General features: G+C 76.6%; 2 pseudogenes. Both read left to right on the top strand.

Annotated elements, in window-relative coordinates:
- Positions 1–511: pseudogene (locus FV223_RS29065) on the top strand (hypothetical protein); the annotation flags it as partial.
- Positions 456–769: pseudogene (locus tag FV223_RS29060) on the top strand (ATP-binding protein); the annotation flags it as partial. The pseudogenes FV223_RS29065 and FV223_RS29060, both read left to right, overlap by 56 nt.

The raw sequence follows: 769 nt of genomic DNA, 5'->3' as shown, positions 1-769 counted from the left end.
GGCCAGCCTCGCGCGGATCGCCGCCGCCGCCGGGCTCCCGCAGACGACCGTGACGGGCTGGATGCGCGATCGCGGATGGGCGCGGACGTGCCCGGTCCGCCCGCGCGGGACCGACGACATCCTGGCCGATCTCGCCGCCCTCGAACGGTGCGGCGATCCGGTGCGCGTGCCCGCCGACCTCCCGGTGCTGCGGCGGCGGCTGCGTGCGCATATCGGCCGGCAGATCGCGACGTTCGATGCGGCTCTGCGCGGCGAGGGGGCGGCGGTGATCGATTCCGCGCGGACCCTGCGCGATCTCGGGGGCCTCAAGCGCCTGCTCGACGACCTCGCCGCCGACGATCCCGCTAGCGAAGGGGAGGGCGATGGCGACGGCCGAACCCCTTCCGCCCTCGACCTTCCGGGCCTCCGCGCGGAGATCGCGCGCCGCTATGGAGGATGCCGCGGCGACCGGCCGGATGGCCGCCTTTCTGGCGAGCCTGCCGCCGCCGCTCCTCCGGGCGCTGGCGCTTGACTGGCTGCACCAGGCGCGGCCCGACCAGCTTCCGCCGCCCTGGGAGGACGACTGGACCACCTGGGCGGTGATCGGCGGCCGCGGCTGCGGCAAGACGCGGACGGGGGCGGAGTGGGTCGACGCGCTCGCCCGCGGCGACCCGGCCTTCACCGACAGGGCGATCGGCCGGATCGCGCTCGTCGGCGAGACCTTCGCCGACGTGCGCGACGTGATGGTCGAGGGCCCGTCGGGCCTGCTCGGGCTGCCCGAGCGCGGCAG

The sequence above is a fragment of the Methylobacterium sp. WL116 genome (genome assembly GCF_008039455.1).
In the GTDB taxonomy this organism is placed as follows: domain Bacteria; phylum Pseudomonadota; class Alphaproteobacteria; order Rhizobiales; family Beijerinckiaceae; genus Methylobacterium.
Note: the sequence above shows the minus strand (reverse complement) of the source record. Positions and strands in the feature narration are given on the sequence as shown.